The organism is Streptomyces sp. NPDC051976 (genome assembly GCF_040680795.1).
Classification (GTDB): Bacteria; Actinomycetota; Actinomycetes; order Streptomycetales; family Streptomycetaceae; genus Actinacidiphila.
On sequence record NZ_JBFAXL010000067.1, the window covers coordinates 1 to 17,914 of the forward strand.

Annotated in this window: 13 protein-coding genes and 5 pseudogenes; 10 read left to right on the forward strand and 8 right to left on the reverse strand. The window is 68.1% G+C overall.

All coding sequences use genetic code 11. The features are described from left to right. Positions 1 to 147: 147 nt before the first annotated feature. A pseudogene (locus tag AB0M29_RS38560) lies at positions 148 to 293 on the forward strand (peptidase M55); the annotation flags it as partial. A gap of 313 nt (positions 294 to 606) precedes the next feature. On the opposite strand, the gene AB0M29_RS38565 reads toward AB0M29_RS38560, so the two are convergent. From AB0M29_RS38565 to AB0M29_RS38575, 3 genes are all read right to left on the reverse strand, one after another. Continuing rightward, complete coding sequence (locus AB0M29_RS38565; protein ID WP_365391480.1) at positions 607 to 963, reverse strand: hypothetical protein; 357 nt, start codon at positions 961 to 963, stop codon at positions 607 to 609. A 752-nt stretch (positions 964 to 1,715) separates the two neighbouring features. Further along, a complete protein-coding gene (locus AB0M29_RS38570; protein WP_365391481.1) occupies positions 1,716 to 2,792 on the reverse strand; it encodes a carbohydrate kinase in 1,077 nt (358 codons plus the stop codon). Next, positions 2,785 to 3,843 carry a LacI family DNA-binding transcriptional regulator gene (locus AB0M29_RS38575; protein WP_365391482.1) on the reverse strand — a complete coding sequence of 353 codons (1,059 nt, stop codon included), beginning with the start codon at positions 3,841 to 3,843 and terminating at the stop codon, positions 2,785 to 2,787. The genes AB0M29_RS38570 and AB0M29_RS38575 overlap by 8 nt, the downstream gene beginning before the upstream one ends. Before the next feature lie 303 nt (positions 3,844 to 4,146). On the opposite strand from AB0M29_RS38575, the gene AB0M29_RS38580 reads away from it, so the two are divergent. From AB0M29_RS38580 to AB0M29_RS38595, 4 genes are all read left to right on the forward strand, one after another. Next, positions 4,147 to 5,121: a substrate-binding domain-containing protein gene (locus AB0M29_RS38580; protein WP_365391483.1), complete on the forward strand. Its 975-nt coding sequence runs from the start codon at positions 4,147 to 4,149 to the stop codon at positions 5,119 to 5,121. Positions 5,122 to 5,232: 111 nt separating this feature from the next. Further along, positions 5,233 to 6,264, forward strand: a complete 1,032-nt coding sequence (locus tag AB0M29_RS38585; RefSeq protein WP_365391484.1) for an ABC transporter permease — start codon at positions 5,233 to 5,235, stop codon at positions 6,262 to 6,264. Next, complete coding sequence (locus tag AB0M29_RS38590) at positions 6,261 to 7,043, forward strand: ATP-binding cassette domain-containing protein (RefSeq protein WP_365391485.1); 783 nt, start codon at positions 6,261 to 6,263, stop codon at positions 7,041 to 7,043. Before AB0M29_RS38585 ends, AB0M29_RS38590 begins: the two co-directional genes overlap by 4 nt. A gap of 18 nt (positions 7,044 to 7,061) precedes the next feature. Then, positions 7,062 to 8,081, forward strand: coding sequence for an aldose 1-epimerase (locus AB0M29_RS38595; protein WP_365391486.1), 1,020 nt, complete (start codon positions 7,062 to 7,064; stop codon positions 8,079 to 8,081). 156 nt (positions 8,082 to 8,237) lie between these two features. On the opposite strand, the gene AB0M29_RS38600 is transcribed toward AB0M29_RS38595, so the two are convergent. Together AB0M29_RS38600 and AB0M29_RS38605 are read right to left on the reverse strand one after the other, a co-directional pair. Then, positions 8,238 to 8,528, reverse strand: coding sequence for a DUF6009 family protein (locus tag AB0M29_RS38600; protein WP_365391514.1), 291 nt, complete (start codon positions 8,526 to 8,528; stop codon positions 8,238 to 8,240). Then, a pseudogene (locus AB0M29_RS38605) lies at positions 8,511 to 8,648 on the reverse strand (SpoIIE family protein phosphatase); the annotation flags it as partial. The gene AB0M29_RS38600 and the pseudogene AB0M29_RS38605, both read right to left, overlap by 18 nt. 230 nt (positions 8,649 to 8,878) lie before the next feature. Here AB0M29_RS38605 and AB0M29_RS38610 point away from each other — a divergent pair. The 5 genes from AB0M29_RS38610 to AB0M29_RS38630 all read left to right on the forward strand — a co-directional run bounded on the left by AB0M29_RS38610 (position 8,879) and on the right by AB0M29_RS38630 (position 14,832). After that, positions 8,879 to 9,937, forward strand: coding sequence for a LacI family DNA-binding transcriptional regulator (locus tag AB0M29_RS38610; protein ID WP_365391487.1), 1,059 nt, complete (start codon positions 8,879 to 8,881; stop codon positions 9,935 to 9,937). A 234-nt stretch (positions 9,938 to 10,171) separates the two neighbouring features. Next, positions 10,172 to 11,443, forward strand: a complete 1,272-nt coding sequence (locus tag AB0M29_RS38615; RefSeq protein WP_365391488.1) for a sugar ABC transporter substrate-binding protein — start codon at positions 10,172 to 10,174, stop codon at positions 11,441 to 11,443. Then, positions 11,418 to 12,443 (forward strand): sugar ABC transporter permease, encoded by a 1,026-nt coding sequence (locus AB0M29_RS38620; protein ID WP_365391489.1) that lies wholly within the window; start codon positions 11,418 to 11,420, stop codon positions 12,441 to 12,443. Before AB0M29_RS38615 ends, AB0M29_RS38620 begins: the two co-directional genes overlap by 26 nt. Before the next feature lie 98 nt (positions 12,444 to 12,541). Continuing rightward, positions 12,542 to 13,318, forward strand: a complete 777-nt coding sequence (locus AB0M29_RS38625) for a carbohydrate ABC transporter permease (protein ID WP_365391490.1) — start codon at positions 12,542 to 12,544, stop codon at positions 13,316 to 13,318. Between the two features lie 44 nt (positions 13,319 to 13,362). Then, on the forward strand, positions 13,363 to 14,832 hold the full coding sequence (locus tag AB0M29_RS38630; RefSeq protein WP_365391491.1) for a glycoside hydrolase family 32 protein: 1,470 nt from the start codon (positions 13,363 to 13,365) through the stop codon (positions 14,830 to 14,832). Between the two features lie 959 nt (positions 14,833 to 15,791). Here AB0M29_RS38630 and AB0M29_RS38635 read toward each other — a convergent pair. From AB0M29_RS38635 to AB0M29_RS38645, 3 pseudogenes are all read right to left on the reverse strand, one after another. Next, positions 15,792 to 16,542 (reverse strand): annotated as a pseudogene (locus AB0M29_RS38635) (LacI family DNA-binding transcriptional regulator); the annotation flags it as partial. Between the two features lie 69 nt (positions 16,543 to 16,611). Next, positions 16,612 to 17,392, reverse strand: a pseudogene (locus AB0M29_RS38640) (ATP-binding cassette domain-containing protein). Next, positions 17,388 to 17,567, reverse strand: a pseudogene (locus AB0M29_RS38645) (ABC transporter permease); the annotation flags it as partial. The pseudogenes AB0M29_RS38640 and AB0M29_RS38645, both read right to left, overlap by 5 nt. Between the last annotated feature and the right edge of the window lie 347 nt (positions 17,568 to 17,914).

The following is a 17,914-nucleotide window of genomic DNA, read 5'->3' on the forward strand; positions in this document are numbered from 1 at the left end:
GCCGCACCCAGCACACGCGCCCGAGCCGAAACGCCCGCCCCGGTGGCCGACCGCTGCAGAGCATGCGGGTGCTCGGCTCTCAGCGAAGGGCCATCACGCGCCGACCCAGAAGACATCCGGCGCGAGCATTGAACCGTTCCGGTTCTGGTGGCCTCGACACTCTTGGGAATCCCAGGCGCCACCTCGGCCGATTCCCGGACCATCCAGGCGCAGGGCACTGTGCCCAGTCTCTACCGGCGGTTTGACGTGTGGATGCGGGTGGCGGCGTCCTGACCAATCAACCTCCCTACTGCTGTCCACCGCCGGGCAACACGACCGGCCGGAGAGCCGGGCGCGGCCCTGCGGTTGCCGTTTGGCCAGGTGCGGGGTGCCCGACCGAGGCTGGTCGCGACTGGTCGAGGGCGGCACCATGAAGGTGACTGGCGTCAGCAGCACCCCCGGGATTCGCGGCACAGCGACGGTTCGGCCCGCCGGCGTCACCTGGACCACATCACTGGTTGCGACGAGGGCGTAAGAGGTGACGTTCGTGGTGCAGTTGGTGAGTACGTCCTGGGGATCCGGGAGTCCATCCGCAACGGCCTTTCGTGACCGCGGCCCGCCATGACGTTATTGACGCTTGAAGGTCTCCTGGGTTCCCGACTGCCATGTAACGCTGAGCGTTGTGCCGTCATCGCTCAACGTGGCTTGGCCGGAGGCTCGATCGGCGTTGCCGTCGGTGCACCTGTCGAACCTGACAACAACGCTGCTGCCGTTGTTGTCCACGCTGCCGCCGCAGGTACGCGGGGTGATCATCAGGACTGATGAGTTCGTGACGCCGAAGGACACATAGTCGGCTCCGGCGTCCGAAACCCAGGTACCGTCCATTCCCATCGTGCCCGATGCCTTCACCGGGCCGGGCTTGCTGTCGCTGCCGCAGCCGCTCACCATCACAGCTGCCGCGAGGACAAGACCCGCAATTCCCATTCCCCTACGCATGATTCTTCCCCGGGTGCGGACTGGCGTTCGCGGCCTCGCGGGCCACAGGCTGGGCTCGATCTCCCCTTGCACGATGTCGTTTCCACGTCGCTCTCCGGCGCCGGGCCGCGACGTCGCTCCAGTTCCCGCGTCATGAACGGCTCATGCCCCCACCTGGCCAACCCATCTGCCATCCCTGGCGCTCCCCTTGGTGAAGCCGACCCCGGGCGGTGCGCCTTTTCGCTCTGGCCGTTGCAGGATTGTGGCGGAGACCCGCTCACCGTGTGTTCGGGCGACGCAGTACTGGCCCGATGGCAAGAGCCCATCGGGCCAGGCCCTATGGCGTACCGTCAGGTTCTCGTCGCCCGTCACTCCGGGCTCTACTCGCGGCGATCCGCGAGGCCGCCTGCGGGACGCCCCTGACGGCCGTCCACTCGCGATGCCACACCCCATCCCCCCGATTGTTTGCGCCCCGGCCAAACCCCGTGACATCACCGTGCCAGCCGCACTGCATCGGGCCATCCGTGAAACTACGTATCCGCCGAGATACTCCGCCGCCGACCAGCACGCGCCATTCCCCGAACTGCGAGCAGAAACGGCTGAGGCGTGTCGGCACGCACGGCACCTCACGGCTGTGGGTATCCCTGCGCCCCAACCACTCCGGTCAACCCACCACCGACGCAGCCGACTTGCGCGCCGGCAGCTGACGGGCGCCCCGCCGCCCGCGCAAACGACCAACCGTCGCACCAAAATACTGTCTGTCAGGGTTTGATCGGTGACCGTTCCAGCGGGCGCGGTGAACCGCCGGTTCCCGCCTGTCCGGTGCCTTCCGCGAACGTCAGATCCGTGGCCCTCAGGGGGGTCTGGGCAGGCAGGCCGGGGCGGGGCATGGCCGCGGGCGGGTCGGCGCCCAGCCGCTCGCAGGTCAGCGCGGAGACCAGGATCGCGTCGTCCACGACGGTCCCCAGCGCGCCCTGATCGGCCACGGCGAGCGCACGCGGGTGGTGCAATCCGTGGCGGGTCAGCGCGCCGAGCAGTCCGGCGGTGAACGCGTCGCCCGCGCCGACGGTGTCGACCACCGTGACCTTGCGTCCGGGACGGCGCACATGTCCGGCACCGGTATGGAAGGCGAGGGCGCCGTCAGGACCGTCGGTGATCACGACGAGTAGCGCGCCGAGTTCCAGCCAGCGGGCGGCGATCTTCTCGGCCGGCTCGTTCGGGTAGAGCCATTCGACGTCTTCACGGCTGGCCTTGACGACGTGGGCGATGGTGACGCTGCGCTCGACCATCCGTCGGCCACGCTCGGGGTCGCCCAGGAGGGCGGGTCGGACGTTGGGGTCGTAGCTGATCAGCGTCCCGCCTTCGGCGTGCAGGCGCTGGGCCAGGCCGTGGATGTGCCGGTCGCCAGGAGATGTCCAGGCGGCGAGCGAGCCGAAGTGGAGGACGGCTGTGTCCGGCGGGACGAGGGACGTCTCGGCCTCGGTCCACTGCCAGTCCGCGGTGCCGTCGAGGTAGAAGTCGTAGCTCGCCCTGCCGTCCGCGTCCATGGAGACCACCGCGAGTGTGGTGGGCTCGGCGGCCGCCGGCGCGGACGACAGGCCGACACCTTCCGCGGTTGCGTGCCCGCGGAGCATCCGGCCGAAGGTGTTGTCGGCCAGACGTGCCATCAGGGCGGTGCGGTGCCCGAGCCGGGTGAGGCCGACGGCGACGTTGAAGGGGCTCCCGCCCGGCTGGGCGCGGTAGTCGCCGGTCGCGTCGAGCTGGACCATGTCGATGAGTGCCTCACCGATCACGGTCACGCACGGGCGCTGCGCGGCGGTGGGTACGGCTTCAGTCATGGCGGGGCCCTTCGGCTGCGATCTCGCCGGAACCCCGCTCGATCAGTCGGGTCGGCACGGTGACGGTTCGGGTGGGTGATTCATCGCCGTCCAGCCGCTGGAAGAGCATCTCGGCGGCGGCCCTGCCCATGGCCTCGACGTCCTGGGCGATGACGGAGATGCCGGGGCTGAGGATGTCGGCCAGCGGGAAGTCGTCGAAGCCGACCTGGGCGACGGTGTTCTGCAGCCCGAGGTCGCGCAGAGCCCGCAGGGCGCCGATGGTGACCAGGTTCTGGCTGGTGAACAGTGCCGTGGGCGGGTCGGGCAGCTCCAGCAGCCGCTCGGTGGCGGCCACCGCGGCCTTCTCGCCGGCCGGCACCTGGTGCACGATCTCCTCGTCGTACGGGATGTGGGCGACCTCCAGCGCGTGCCGGTAGCCCTCGAAACGCCGGGCGGCGGTCGGGATGGAGACACGGTCACCGAGGTAGGCGATACGGCGGTGTCCGCCCGTGATGAGGTGGTTGACGGCGGTGACGGCGCCCTGCCGGTTGTTGGAGACCACCGCGTCCGCGTCGAGCAGGTTGGCCTCGCGGTCGACGAAGACCATGCAGGTGCCGGAACGCTGCTCGGTGATCAGGTAGCTCTGGTCACGTCCCGCCGGGACGATGACCAGGCCGTCGACCCGGCGGTCCACGAGTGCCTGGGCGAGTTCCCGCTCACGCGAGGGATTCTCGTCCACGCTGCCGACCAGGACCAGTACTCCGCGTTCCCTGGCCACGTTCTCCACCGTACGGGTCAGGGCGGCCGAGAAGGGGTTCGCGGCGTCCTCGACGATCATGCCGATGGTGGCGGTGCGGCCGTCGCCGCGGCGCAGGCTGCTGGCCGTGAGGTTGGGGCGGTACCCGAGCTGGTCGGCGGCCTCGCGGACCCTGGCGACGATCGCCGGATCGACGGTGGGCACGCCGTTGAACACGCGCGAGACCGTCTTGATGGCGACACCGGCCAACGCCGCGACCTCACGCATGGTGGGGCGGCTGCGCGTGGACCGGGGCGGCATCTCCCCCTGAGTCATCGTTGTCTCCCACCGGATTCTCGTTACCTACCCGTTGCTTGTGCATGTCTATCAGGGTCTTGACGCACTCGTCCATACAGGGCAAGTATCGCACTCGGTCAACGTTGTCTCAGCGTCGATCAAGGGACGGCTCCGAAAGGGATCACTACGATGAACATCACCTCCAGCCGGGTTTCGAGCCGCCGCAGCCGGCGTGTTCGGGCAGCAGCTATCGGCGTGACGGTCTGCCTCGGCGCGACGCTCGTGGCCTGCGGTTCTTCCAAGGGAAGCTCCTCTTCGTCCGCCTCGGGCAGCGGGAGCACGGTGGGTGTCTCGCTGATCCTCAAGACGCTCACCAACCCGTACTTCGTGAGCATGGAGAAGGACGCCAAGACCGCGGCCGCCAAGGACAACGTGAAACTCACCGTCGCGGCCGGCACCACCGACGGCGATACCCAGACGCAGATCACCGCCATCGACAACGCCATCGCGCGCGGCGACAAGGGCATCCTCATCACCACCAACGGTGACGCGGTGAACACGGCCCTGGGCCGTGCCAAGGGCGCCGGACTGTTCGTGATCGCCCTGGACACCGCGCCCAACCCGGCCAGCACCGCGGACATCACCTACGCCACGGACAACGAGCAGGCCGGCAAGCTCATCGGCCAGTACGCCGCGGCGGCCCTGGACGGCAAGCCGGCGGTCATCGCCATGCTCGACCTGTTCAACAACCAGGTCGTCTCCGTCGATGTCAACCGCGACCACGGTTTTCTGGAGGGTCTGGGCATCGACCCCGGCAGCAAGACCGAGAACGGCAAGGAAGCCAAGACCGGCAAGTACACCGGCGGCAAGGGCGGCTCGTACACGATCGCCTGTCACCAGCCCACCCAGGGGGCTATCGACGGCGGCCGCACCGCGATGGAGAACTGCCTGTCTGCCAACCCCGACATCAACGTCGTCTACGCGATCAACGAGCCCGCGGGTGAGGGCGGCTACAACGCGCTGAAGGCGGCCGGCAAGGACAAGCAGGCCGCCGTCTACGCCATCGACGGCAGCTGCTCCGGACTGAAGAACGTCACCAGCGGTGAGTTCGCCGCGGACGCGGTGCAGTACCCGGGCAAGATGGCCGCTCTCGGCGTCAGCTCGATCGCGAAGCTGGCCCGGGGCGGCAGCAAGCCCAGCGTGACCACCGGAAAGTCGTTCTTCGACACCGGCACCGCCCTGGTCGCCACCAAGCCCATGGCCGGCCAGACGCTGCAGTCCCCCGACCAGGCCGCCACCGCCTGCTGGGGCAGCTGACCCCCGAGCAGGGTGCGGCGCCGCAGGCCAACCTGACCACGCCACCAGCGCCGCACCCCCGTCTCACGAGCACATGAGCCCGAACCAGGGAAAACACCGGAAGGACCCCCTGTGACCACCCACGTCGACCAAGCCACACCGGCGCCGGCGGAGGATCTCCTCAACAGGCCCGCCACCCCCAGCCAGCGCATCCACTCGGTACTCCACCGCCAGCCGGCCCTCAGCCCGGCCATCGTCCTGGTGCTCGCCGCGATCGTGTTCTCCCTGGTGAACGAGCGCTTCTACGCGCTGCAGAACCTCTCGCTGGTCGCCCAGCAGGTCGCCGTCGTCGGCGCGCTCGCCGTCGGGCAGACCGTCATCATCCTCACCGCCGGCATCGACCTGTCGATCGGCGCGGTGATGGTGCTGTCCTCACTGCTGATGTCCAAGCTCGTCGCGGACCACCACTGGCCCGGGGTGCTCGCCCTGCTGGCCGGAATGGTCGTCGCGATCGCCGCGCAAGCCGTCAACGGCCTGCTCGTCACGAAGATCAAGCTGCCGCCGTTCATCGTCACCCTCGGCACGCTCAGCATCTTCACCGCGATCACCCTCATCTACGCCAAGGGCCAGACCGTCGCCCTGCACCCGGGCGGCATCCTGCTGTGGAGCGGCAAGACCGTCTCGCTGGGGCAGCTGAACCTCACCTACGGCGTCCTGCTCATGATCGCCCTGTACGCGGTGGTCGGCTACGCGCTGCGCTACACCGCCTGGGGACGCCACCTCTACGCGGCCGGCGACGACATCGAGGCCGCCCGGCTGGCCGGTATCTCCGTCAACCGGGTCCTGCTCAGCGCGTACATGGTGGGCGGATTCGCCATCGCCGTGGGCGCCTGGATCCTGGTCGGCCGGGTCGGCGGCGGTGACCCCAACAGCGGTCTGAACGCCAACCTGCAGTCCATCACCGCCGTGGTGATCGGCGGCACCAGCCTGTTCGGCGGACGCGGGGTGGTCTTCGGCTCGCTCATCGGCGCGCTGATCGTCCAGGTCTTCGTCAACGGCCTCGCCCTGGCCGGTATCGACCCCAACTACCAAGTCCTCGCAGTCGGCGTCCTGGTGATCGCAGCCGTCTCCGTCGACCAGTGGATCCGGAGCGTGAAGTCGTGACCAGTACCACCACCCCCGTCCTCGAGGCCAAGGGCCTGGTCAAGCTCTTCGGCAGGGTCGTCGGCCTGAACAGCGTCGACCTCACCCTCCACCCCGGAGAGGTCCTCGCCGTCATCGGTGACAACGGCGCCGGCAAATCCACCCTGATCAAGTGCCTGTCCGGAGCCCTCACCCCCGACCAGGGCAGCCTCCACGTCGACGGCAAGGAGGTCCACTTCAAGCGCCCGCAAGATGCCCGCGAAGCCGGCATCGAGACGGTCTACCAGACCCTGGCCGTCGCCCCGGCCCTGGACATCGCCAGCAACCTCTTCCTCGCCCGCGAGATCCGCCGCAAAGGCATCCTCGGCTCGGTGTTCCGCATGCTCGACACCGCCGAGATGAAGAAGCAGGCCGCGGACCACATGAAGCGGCTCGGCATCGGCACCCTGCAGAACATCAGCCAGGCCGTGGAGACCCTCTCCGGAGGCCAGCGCCAGTCCGTGGCCGTCGCCCGCACCGCGGCCTTCGGCGGCCGGGTCGTGATCCTCGACGAACCCACCGCCGCCCTCGGCGTCCGCGAGACCGGACAGGTCCTCAAGCTCATCCGCGACCTGCGCGACCAAGGCCTGGGCGTCATCCTCATCAGCCACAACATGCCCAACGTCTTCGAAGTGGCCGACCGCATCCACATCCAGCGCCTCGGCGGCTGCGCAGGTGTCATCACCCCGCAGTCGCACTCCATGCAGGACGCGGTGGCCATCATGACCGGCGCGAAGACGCTCGCCTCCCAAGCGAGCTGAGAGGGAGTACGAGGGAACATGGCCGCCGAGTACCGGATCTCCGAGAACCGCCTCGGCGGCGAACCCACCCTTGCCGTCTGCTCACCGGACGGATCAACGCGAGCCGTCCTCGCCCTGCGCGGCGCCACACTGCTGAGCTGGCACGTCACGAGCCAGGCGACCGGCCGGCTCAAGGACCTCACGGACGGCTACCGCGACGAGGCGGAACTCCTGGCACAGGACGGCGTACGCGCCGGCATCCTGGCACCCTTCCCCAACCGCGTCGCCGACGCCCGCTACCACCACGACGGCCACGACCACGACCTGCTCCCCGGCCAGCAAGGCGATCGGCTGATCTACCACGGCTTCGCCCGCCAAACCCCCTTCGAACTCGCCCACGCCACCACAACAGCCGACCACGCCCGCCTGCTGCTGCACACCACCAGCGTCCAGCCGAGACCCTGGACCGGATACCCCTTCGCCCTCGCACTCACGGTCGAGTACACGATCACCGCCAACGAGCTGGCCATGGTCGTGAGCGCGACGAACACCGGCGACGCCGCCGCCCCGTACGCCGCCGGCTGGCACCCCTACTTCACCCTGGGCCGCCCCATCGACGAGCTGGCCCTGCACATCCCCGCGCACACCCTCATCCGCACCGACGACTCCCTCATCCCGCTAGCCGGCAACAGCGCCCTACTCGCCCTGGACACCTGTCCCGGCAGGGACTTCCGCACGCCGAAACCACTGGGCGACAAGGTGATCGACGCCTGCTACGCGGACCTGAGCCCCGGCCCCGACGGCCGAATCGAGACGGTACTGAGCGACCCAGCAACCGGCGAGGAACTGCGCGTCTGGCAGCACAGCGGCTACATGCACGTCTTCACCGGCGACACCCTGAGCCGCGACCGCCGCGCCTCCATCGCCCTCGAACCCGTCGAGACGATCACCAACGCCTTCAACCGCCCCGAATTCACCGCCGACCTCGCCCTGACACCCGGCCAAAGGCGCACATTCGCCTTCGGCGTCAGATACGCGAGCGCGCCAGGTGGCGCTTGACCGAGCCGTGCGCGGCCTGGTCCTCCAGGGCTCCCGGAGAGATCTCGCAGCGCTTGAGAGAGGTCGCCCGAGGCATCCAAAGGAATCTCCGATCCACGCAGACGGCGCGGGGGTCCGACACCATGACGCGCTGCACGCCCAGCGTGGTCACTCCGACTACCTCGTGCTCGAACGCGGCGCCCACCCACACCGGAGGTCGGCGCCCTTGGCCATCTCAAGTGCGGCGTCAGGAGACGGCAGGCCTGACGTCGCCCTGGGAGCGGGTGTCTCCTCACCGACGCGTCGGGGTTGGATGGTGCGGGGGGCGACGGCTTCGTCGGGGGCGCCGGTCTGGTAGAGGCCGTGGGGTCCTTGGGGGCGGCCGTGAGGGAGCAGGAAGAACGTGCGTCGTTGGAAGAGGCCGCTGTCGGGGTTGGCTTCCGCGTCGGCGGTGCGCAGCGGGCCCATGGTGGCGCTGGCGTGCAGGCCGTGGCCGATGACGTCCCCGACGACCAGGGCCACGCGCAGGGAGAGGAGCGGGATCACGTCGAACCAGTCGCCGCCGATCTCCGCTCCGCTGCCAGCCGGCTGGGCCACGACGGGATGCGCACCGTAGCGGATCACCGGGTGTACGGCTGCCATGGGCAGCACGGCAGCCGGCCAGCACGCTGAGCGCCGGGGCTGGCGGAGGTGACGGGTCATGCAGGAGCCACGAGTTCGTAACGAGCCATTGACAGGACCTTTGGCCGGAGGCAATCTCATTGCAAGCAGATGGCTAAACGATTAGCCAACCTGGTTTCCACCACTTTGGGTAGGTCATGGCGCGCCGGATCGGGATCAAGGACGTAGCTGCTGCAGCCGGCGTGTCGGTGGCGACGGTGTCGAACATCCTGAACCGCGTGGAGGGCAAGCGGGCCAGCGAGGAGACCCGGAAGCGGGTCCTGCGGGTTGCCGAGGAGCTCGGGTACGCGCCGAACGGTCTGGCCCGAGGTCTGCGAACCCAGCGGTCCCACACCATCGGCTTCATCAGCGACGAGATCGCCACCACCCCGAACGCGAGCCGGATGGTTCTCGGCGCTCAGGAGACCGCGGCGGCCCATGGAATGGTCCTGCTTCTGGTGAATACCGGCGGCGATGAGCAGTTGGAGCGTCGCAGCATCGAGATGCTGCTGCAGCGCCAGGTCGACGGGGTGCTGTACGCGGCCATGTACCACCGGGTCGTACGCCTTCCCGAGAGCCTGCGCTCCACGCCTTCCGTCCTGCTCGACGCCCGCTGCGATGATCCCGCGGTCGGTTTTGTGGTGCCGGACGAGGTGCAGGGCGGGTACACAGCGGTGCGCGAACTGATCGATCACGGACACCGCCGGATCGGCATGACCACGGGAACCGCGGACATCCCTGCTCTTCACGGTCGCATCGAGGGCTATCGCAAGGCGCTGGCCGAGGCCGGTGCCCCTTACGATCCCGCGCTGATCGCCTCCGAGGAGGTGGCGCACCTGGGTTCGGTAGCCGACGACGTGGCTGCCGGATACCGGGCCGCGCGACGGCTGCTGACGACCGGGCAGCGCCCGACGGCACTGTTCTGTTTCAACGACCGTATGGCGGCCGGCGCCTACCGGGCCGCCGCCGAGCTTGGGCTTTCCATTCCCGGGGATCTGTCGGTGATCGGGTTCGACAACCAGGAGCTGGTTGCCGAGGCGCTTTATCCAGCGCTGAGCACTGTCCAGCTCCCCCACTACGAGATGGGAGAACGAGCGGTCACCCAGCTGCTCGCGCTCACCGGCACTCCCGGGGGCCCACCAGGCCCCGTCCTGCAAGAGATGCTGCATTGCCCGCTGGTGGGGCGGGCATCGGTCGCTTCGCCGCCCCGGCGTTGACGCCAGGACGGCGAAGCACTTCACACGATGACAGGCGACCGCTGCAATCGGTCGTCACTCCTGTCTGTACTTCGAACACAGTGAGGGTACACAACCATGTCCTCTGAACTCTTCCAGTCTTCGATGAGCCGTCGTGGCCTGCTGAGAGCTGGAGCCGCGACCGCCGCTGTGGCGGGCGTGAGCGGTCTGGCTTCCGCATGCTCTTCCGGATCTTCCAGCTCCTCCGGATCGAAGGTGTTGAAGGTCTCGGTCTTCGCGGACCAGTCGTCCGCGGACAAGCTGAGCAAGGCGGCCGCGACGTTCGAGGCGGCGCACCCGGGCGTGAAGGTGAAGTTCACCGGCACCTCGGGCACCGACTGGAACGACTTCTTCAGCAAGCTGCTCACCCAGATCGCCGCCGGCAACGCCCCCGACATCGCCTCGGTCGCGACCGAGGGCCTCCAGCTCTTCGCGGCCAAGGGACTGGCGGAACCGCTGGACGACTACGTCAAGCGGGACGCCTCCGAGCTCAAGTCGTACTTCGCCGACGTCCACCCGGCTCTGGTCGAGGCGATGATGTACCAGGGCCACCTGTACGAACTGCCGACGGACTTCAATGCGGGCAACATGTTCTACAGCACGTCTCTGCTCGAAAGCGCCGGCGTTGGCCAGCCTGCCGCCGACTGGAACAAGGACGACTTCTACAACATCGCCAAGAAGGTTTCCGCCGGGGGCGGCAACACGGTGGGTTACGACTGGGTCGTCCGGCTCTGGGGCAGTTGGACGTCCTGGATGTACGCCAACGGCGGCAACCTTCTCACGGAGGGCAAGTGGGACGGCGGTGACTGGCTGTGGAACACCTTCTACGCGAACGACCCCGCCGCGGCCCACCGCAAGGGCGGCTGGCGCTGGGGTGACCCCACTGCCAACTCCGCTCCAGTCGTCGAGTCCCTGGACTACATGATCCAGCTGCAAAAGGAAGGGCTGTCGCCCAAGCCCGACATCGGCGGTGGCAACACTCTTCAGGGGCTGTTCGCCAGCAACAAGATCGGCACGGCCATCGGCGGCGGATTCTGGGCGGGCGGACTCCACAACGCCGGCATGGCGGCGGGCTCCTTCGACGTCCAGTACTTCCCCAAGTGGAAGACCCAGCGACACCTGTTCGGGGCGGGTGGGTACGGCATCTTCAAGTCCTCCAAGAACAAGGATCTTGCCTGGGAGTTCGTGAAGACGCTGGTGTCCGCGAAGAACCTCGACCTGCTGTTCCCCGGCAACGTCACCACGTTCCCGCGCAAGTCGATGATGACGGCCGAGAGGTATGCCGCCAACGGGCCGAAGAACTGGCACGTCTTCTACGACACGCTCACCCAGTTTGACAACACCGCCCCGATCCCTGCCCCGCCGTACTACAACGCGATGGCGATCGCGCTGAACAAGCGCACCACCCAGGCCATGTCGTCGGGCAACGCCAAATCGGCCCTGGACGGTCTCCAGAGCGATCTTGAAGCCGCCGCGAAGGTGGGTTGACGCCCCGATGTCGAATCCTGTCCGAATCCTCAGTCGCGCGTCCGCGCCGCCGGGCGAGCGGCCCGGCAGCCCCACGCGGCCGCTGGCAGACGGTGACATCCTGCGGCGGCGTTCGCAAAGCCGCCGTGCACGCCGCGAAACCTTCTTCGGCTACGTCATGGTGGCGCCAGCCTTGGTCGTGGTCGTCGTCTTCACCATCGCCCCGATCCTCGCCTCGTTCGTCCTGGGCCTGTTCAAGTGGGACGCCATCTCCAGCCCTCAGTTCGTGGGGCTGGACAATTTCGACGCGCTCCTGCATGACAAGGCGGTCACCCACTCGCTGCTGGTGACCTCGGGCCTCGCCGTGATGATCGTCGTCCTCCAGGTCGCCCTCGGCCTGGGTCTGGCGCTGCTGGTCGCGCAGCGGGCGTCGAAGATCGTGCAGAACCTCTTCCGGGCTGCGTTCTTCCTGCCCATGCTGGCCTCGGCGGCGTCCATTTCCATCGTGATGTCGTACATGTTCAACGATCAGTTCGGCGTCATCAACTACTACCTGGACCTGCTGCATCTGCCACAGGTGTCGTGGCTGAGCTCCACAGGGGGAGCAACAGCCACCATCGTGCTGGTCGCGGTATGGCAGCAGCTGGGCTTCACGTTCATCCTGTTCGTCGCCGCGCTCGGCTCGCTACCGGTCGACGTGCTGGAGGCCGCCCAGATCGACGGTGCCACTTCCGCCCGCATGTTCTGGCGGATCAAGCTTCCCCTGATCAGCCCGACCCTGCTGTTCGCCTCCACCGTGGGCCTGATCAACACGATGCAGCTGTTTGACCAGCCGTACGTGATGACCAAGGGCGGCCCAGGCGACTCGACGTACACCACGGTGCTGCTCGTCTACCAGACCGCCTTCCAAAACCTCCAGTTCGGCTACGCCTCCGCGATCTCCGTGGTGCTGTTCGTCGTCCTGCTGGTCATCACGGCCGTGCAGTTCACGGTAAGCCGAAAGTGGGTGTTCTACTCGTGACCGCCATCCTCGGCAGGCCGACCTCGCCGACTGCCCGTACGCCCCGCCACCGTCACCGTTCCAAGGTCGGACGTCTGCTGTCGATCACAGTGCTGATCGTGGCAGCCCTCCTGGTGGTGGCCCCGCTCGTGTGGGCCGTCGCCACCTCGCTGCGCACACCGGCTACCTCGTTCGATCAGCCGCCGCAATGGATCCCCACCCACCCGATCTGGTCGAACTTCAAGGCAGTCTTCGACCAGGTGCCACTGACGTCGTTCTTCCTCAACAGCGTCGTCGTCACCGGACTCATCGTGGTCGGCCAGCTCATCACCTCCACGATGAGCGGCTATGCCTTCGCCATGGTCCGCTTCCGCGGCAACAAAGCCCTGTTCGGCATCATCCTGGCCACCATGATGGTCCCCATCCAGACGACCATCATCCCCGTCTTCCTGATCATCAAATACCTTGGCCTGACTGACAGCCGCATGGCACTGATCCTGCCCGTCATCGGAGGCGCCTTCGGCACCTTCCTGATGCGACAGTACTTTCTGCAGATGCCCCGGGAGCTCGGCGAGGCCGCACGGGTCGACGGTGCCTCGCACTTCCAGGTCTTCGCCCGCATCTACGTCCCCATGGCGCGCGCCCCGATGGCGACCCTGGCGGTCCTCACCTTCTCCGCCTACTGGAACGAGTTCTTCCGCCCGCTGATCTTCCTGCAGTCCACCGACAACTTCACCATGCCGCTGGGCCTGGTGACCCTGCAAGGAACCCTGGGCACCGGCAGCATCTCCATCGTGCTCGCCGGCGTGATCATCGCCCTCATCCCCAGCCTGCTCATCTTCCTCGCCGCCCAGCGGTACTTCGTCGAGGGAATCGTGGCCGGCTCCTTCCGCTGAGCCGCCCCACCCTCGCGCCCTCCCACACCTCGAAAGGCACGCGTGTGTCCAACGCGCCCTGTGACCGGCATCGACCCGTCGCGCACCTGCGACCGCCCCAAAACTGGATCAACGACCCCAACGGCCTGGTTCACCACGACGGCCAGTACCACGTCTGCTACCAGTACAACCCGCATGGAACCGATCACGCGAACATGCACTGGGGCCACTTCCGCAGCGCCGACCTGCTGAACTGGCAAATACTGCCCCTGGCCCTCACCCCCACTCCCGGCGGTGAGGACGCCGACGGCTGCTACTCCGGCAACGCCGTCTCCGACGGCGACAGGATCGTCGCCTTCTACTCCGCCTACCGTCGCGACCGCCAACACCAGCCGGTCACTACCGCCACCTCCCACGACGGGGGCCTGACTTTCCGACCACGCGGCGACCTTCTCATACCGGAACCACCCGACGGCACCACCATGTACCGCGACCCCTATGTATGGCGGCACGGCGACGGCTGGCGGATGCTGGTCGGCGCCGCCCTCGCCGACGGCCGCGCCGCTGTCCTGCTCTACGACTCTCCCGATCTGGAGGACTGGACCTACCTGGGCCCCTTCCACACCGGCGCTCCGCAGCCCGTCGGTGACGCCGGCGTACTCACCGGCGACGGGTGGGAGTGCCCCCAATACCTCCCGGCAGCCGACGACTTGGGGCGGGGCATCCTCATTCTCAGCGCCTGGACCGCCGAGGACGGACCTGGCGGCGTCCTGGCGCTGACCGGCAAGGACCGCAACGACGTTTTCGAGGCAGGCCCACCCCAACTCCTCGACCACGGGCCCGACTTCTACGCCCCCGCCGTGATGCGTGCGCCCGGCGGCAGATGGCTGCTTTGGGGCTGGGCCTGCGAAGCCCGCGACCAGGTGTGGACCCGAACTGACGGCTGGGCCGGGACCCTCACGGTCCCCCGCGAGATCAAGCTCACCGAGGACTGCCGGGTGCACCAGCAACCCGCCGCCGAACTGACCGCCCTCCGCGGGGAACGTGTCGTCCACGCGGCAGGATCAGTCATAGGCGACAAGCTGATCGAACTGGGCGAACCGGGCCGCAGTTTCGACCTCGCGGCACGCCTGGAGCTCTCCGGCCAGGCCGGCCTGCGCCTGGTCACCTCCGCAGACGGCTCCGAGTACCTCGACATCCGCCTCGACCCGTTCGCGGGCTTGCTGGTGGTCGATCGCGAGAATGCCTCACACGACCCGAAAGCGAACCGCGGCACATATCGCATGCCGTACCCCGTTGGCGAACCCGTCGACCTGCGGCTGATCGTCGACCACTCCATCGCCGAGATCTTCCTGTCCACCGGGCAGGCACTCACCCTGCGTATCTATCCGGTCGGCGACGGCCCGTGGCGCCTGCAGGCGCACGCCACTCCGGACGCGCAGCTCCGCTACTCAGTGGACGCGTGGCAGATTCGGCCGCTCAACATCAAGGAGCCCTCCGCCGAGGCACCAGCCTGGGAAGGTTCCCTAGCCTGACCGCGCTTGTCCAGCCAGGTGAGGGATTGGCGGACCTCGCCTGGCTGGACGGACAGGGGGGAACCGACGAATTGCCGTTTGCGAGGTGACGGAATGAGATAAGCAAGCTGAGGACGGTCGAAGTGGCTGCGAGATCTGCAGCGCCTGCCCGGCGTGATGTGATGGCCCCCCGCCACTCGAGGCGGGCGCGTGGTCACAGCGTGTCCGGTGCGGGGGCCGACAGCGAGATGGGGTGCGATGCGAAGCGAGGACACGCCAGGGAGGGCCTGCGACGCCCCACAGTTGCGGACAACTGCTCTGACGCGAGAGTCAGGCCGAGCCAGGAAGCTTCTGACTTCCGGCGAATGGCGCCCCACAGATGCCGACGCCGACGCAGCGGCTCGGGTCCTGGCCCGCCTTGCCGCGCCACTGCCCGCGCGCGGCCGGCAGCGCACAGGAGCGAGCCACCGACCGGGACCGACGGCTCCAACGGATCTGGCGCACTGCGGCCCACCACCTCGACGAACGTACCGTCAGCTCGTCGACCGCAGCCCTTCTCGGCGCTGTCGCCCGTGCCCTCCTGCCCTGGTACGCCACCCCGAACCCGCCAACTGCTGCGGCGGCTCCTCGCTACCCGGCACCCCAGGTAGCACCGGATGGCCTGCCGGTCCCACCGACCGCGGCGGGAGAAGCCCTGCTCCCAGACCTGATCTCGCTGTTCGCCTCCCTGGCCACTGCTCGCCCGACCGGGTCCGAGCCACTCACACCCCTGATCGTGCCATGGGAGATCAAGTACACAGGTCGGTTCCGGCACTACGGCAGGCCCGCCTTCGGCGTGTGGACGGCCGACACCTTCCGCTGCCCTGAGTGCGCGAATGCGGACGGTCCCCGGACAGTCGCTTGCGACTGGCGCCTGGTCACATTGCGCTGCCCATGCGGGACGGCCCCCGTCGACCACGGCCTCACCCTCTCCGAGGTCTGTTCCCGGCGAGCAGCGCAGTGGGCGGCTCGGCGAGGTCCAGAAGGCGTTCGGTAGCGGCGGCCGACGCGCCTTGGTCGTGGCAGCTGACGACGAGGCTCCTGTCGTAGGGGACGCCGGCACCGGCCAGAGCGGCGCGGTAGCCGACCAGGCGCTCGCGGCGGGTGTAGAGGCCCACCGGGAGGTCGGCGATGAATCCGATCCGCCGGTGACCGACCGCCAGCAGGTGCGCCGCGCCTTCCTGGGCGCCGGACCGGTTGGAACTCACCACTCTGTCGGTGGCCAGCCCGCTGCCGGGCCGGTCCAGGAAGACCACGGGCGGCCCGGAGGAGACCCCGCCGAGGTAGTCGTGATGCGCGCCGACCGAGGGAACGACGACGAGTGCGCTGACCCGGCGGCTGAGGAAGGTCTCGATGAGGGCCCGTTCCTGGGCCGGGTCCTCGGCCGAGGAGCCCATGAGCAGTGTCAGACCCCGCTCACGGACCGCGTCCTCGAAGCCCCGGCTACTGTGCCGAAGAAGGGGTTGCCCATGTCTGGCACAACCACGCCGATGGTGCTGTCCAGGCTGCCCCGCCGAATGTTGCGGGCCATGAGGTTGGGCTGGAAGCCGAGCCGGGTGACCGCCTCCATAACCTTCTCGCGGTCTTGGCCGAGGTCGGGCCGTCACCGTTGAGAACCCGGGAGACCGTCTTTGCGCTGACGCCGACCTCATGGGCCACATCACTGATCGTCGGCCGCCGATCCCCGCTCATATGCCACCGTTCTGCGCTATTGCCCGTGCCCGGCCGACCCTAGGCGCCGACCGACGGGGCATCTATAGGTCACGTGGCGGGGAGCCCTGCGGCCCTGGCCGCATCCGCGTCGGCGACGGTGGCTTTCCCACCGTCAACGCCCCGGTCATGATCGCCACGACCTCGGCCATCGAATAGTCGGGCGGCTTGATGAGCGCCTCTCGCTTCCCCATGCGATGGACGTGGATACGGTCGGCGAACTCGAAGACGTGCGGCATGTTGCGGCTGATGAGGACGACCGGCAGCTCCTTGTCCTTCACGCGGCGTATCAGGTCGAGCACCTGGCCGGACTCCTTAAGCCCAGGGCCGCGGTCGGTTCGTCCATGACAACGACGCTACTGGCCCAGGCGACCGCGCGGGCTACGGCCACTGCCTGGCACTGTCCGCCCGACAGAGTTTCGACGGTATGGGTCAGGGACCGCAGGCCGATCTTGAGTTCGGCCATGTGTGCCGCGGCCTCCTGGCGCATCCGCTTCTTGTCCAGCATCCGCAGCGCGCTGCTGAGCGGCCCGGGCCGGCGAAGCTCGCGGCCGAGGAACATGTTGGAGGCGATGTCCATGGAGGCGGCGACGGCCAGGTCCTGGTAGACGGTTTCGATGCCGTGGTCTCTGGCTTGCTGGGGTCCGTTGAAGCGGATGACCTCGCCGTTGAGCCGTATTTCGCCGCTGTCCGGAACGAGGGCACCGGTGAGGGCTTTGATCAGGCTGGACTTGCCGGCGCCGTTGTCGCCGATCACGGCGAGCACCTCACCGGGCATCAGGTCGAAGTCGACGCCGTCGATAGCGGTGACGTGACCGTAGCGCTTGACCACTGAGACGCGCGGCCTCGGGGCTGTTGCCGAGCGCGTACACGTGACGGCCCCAGGAGGTGTTGCTGAGCGCGTAGGCGAAAGCGCGGAAGAGGCCGATGGCCAGCACCGAGCCGTAAGTGACGTCGGTGTGCCCCAGCGGGAAGGTCTCGCCGAGGAAGGTCAGCGCCCGCGGCAGAGTATCTGTCCCCGAGCAGTTGCAGTCCCGCCCGGAAGGGATCGGCGCCCGGAACCCTCCGGAGAGGTGACGTCTCCGGAGGGTTCCGGGCCAAGTGCGTCGCGGGACTCCGCTTGGGGCCTTGCCGATGCCCCGAACCGAGCAGCAACGGCACGCCGCACGGCTCGGAGAGCACAGTTCGCTCGTTGCGAGCGCCTCGTGCAGATCCTGACCCTGTCGCGAAAGAAATATCTCACCAGCGTTGACATGGGCGCAATTATGGCGCAATGTCGTACTTGCGGTGCCAAAACGTTTGGGCAAACACACGAGCAGTGCATCCAGCCGGAAATCCAACGTTTGGCTACGGG

What these genes read in the sequence shown, in the direction of transcription:
- AB0M29_RS38595 (WP_365391486.1), top strand. Translation starts at nt 7,062, where the DNA reads ATGGCCGCCGAGTACCGGATCTCCGAGAACCGCCTCGGCGGCGAACCC.
- AB0M29_RS38565 (WP_365391480.1), bottom strand. Translation starts at nt 963, where the DNA reads ATGGGAATTGCGGGTCTTGTCCTCGCGGCAGCTGTGATGGTGAGCGGC.
- AB0M29_RS38610 (WP_365391487.1), top strand. Translation starts at nt 8,879, where the DNA reads ATGGCGCGCCGGATCGGGATCAAGGACGTAGCTGCTGCAGCCGGCGTG.
- AB0M29_RS38570 (WP_365391481.1), bottom strand. Translation starts at nt 2,792, where the DNA reads ATGACTGAAGCCGTACCCACCGCCGCGCAGCGCCCGTGCGTGACCGTG.
- AB0M29_RS38600 (WP_365391514.1), bottom strand. Translation starts at nt 8,528, where the DNA reads ATGGGCCCGCTGCGCACCGCCGACGCGGAAGCCAACCCCGACAGCGGC.
- AB0M29_RS38575 (WP_365391482.1), bottom strand. Translation starts at nt 3,843, where the DNA reads ATGACTCAGGGGGAGATGCCGCCCCGGTCCACGCGCAGCCGCCCCACC.